1 protein-coding gene is annotated in these 504 nt (G+C 40.9%); it reads left to right on the forward strand.

What is annotated here, in order from left to right:
* Positions 1 to 286: 286 nt before the first annotated feature.
* A partial coding sequence (locus R7093_RS28510) for an SDR family oxidoreductase (protein WP_318147444.1) occupies positions 287 to 504 on the forward strand: 218 nt, incomplete at its 3' end.

Raw genomic sequence — 504 nt, forward strand, 5'->3', positions numbered from 1 at the left:
CAAATGGCTTTGGTAGTGACAACAGCGTTGTTTGCACCGTTGAATAAGTTGTAACTTTGATGGGTTGATTAGTGCGGATTTCACCGTAGTAACAGCGCATTCTTCTCACTTAAGGCGCACGAGTTGCGCCTTTTTCCTACCAATAAGACAAACTCAAGCAGTAATTATTGTTGCTATTTAACAACAGTGTTTTACCTAAAGTGATATATATCAACAAAAGTTATTTCCTTAGTATGAGTTCATCGCAGCAGACCGCTGCTTTTAACGAAAACTGAGGAAGTAACAAATGAAAAAACTGGTCGTTATTACTGGTGCAAGTTCAGGTATTGGTGAAGCTATCGCACGTCGTTTTAGTGAAGAAGGCCACCCTCTCCTTCTTGTGGCTCGTCGCGTAGAACGTTTAGAAGCACTCAATTTACCAAACACCTTATGTGAAAAAGTCGATGTCACTGACCAAGCGAGTTTGATAACAGCGATTGAAAAAGCAGAAGCTCAATTTGGTCC

The sequence above is a fragment of the Vibrio sp. 1580 genome, from assembly GCF_033340055.1.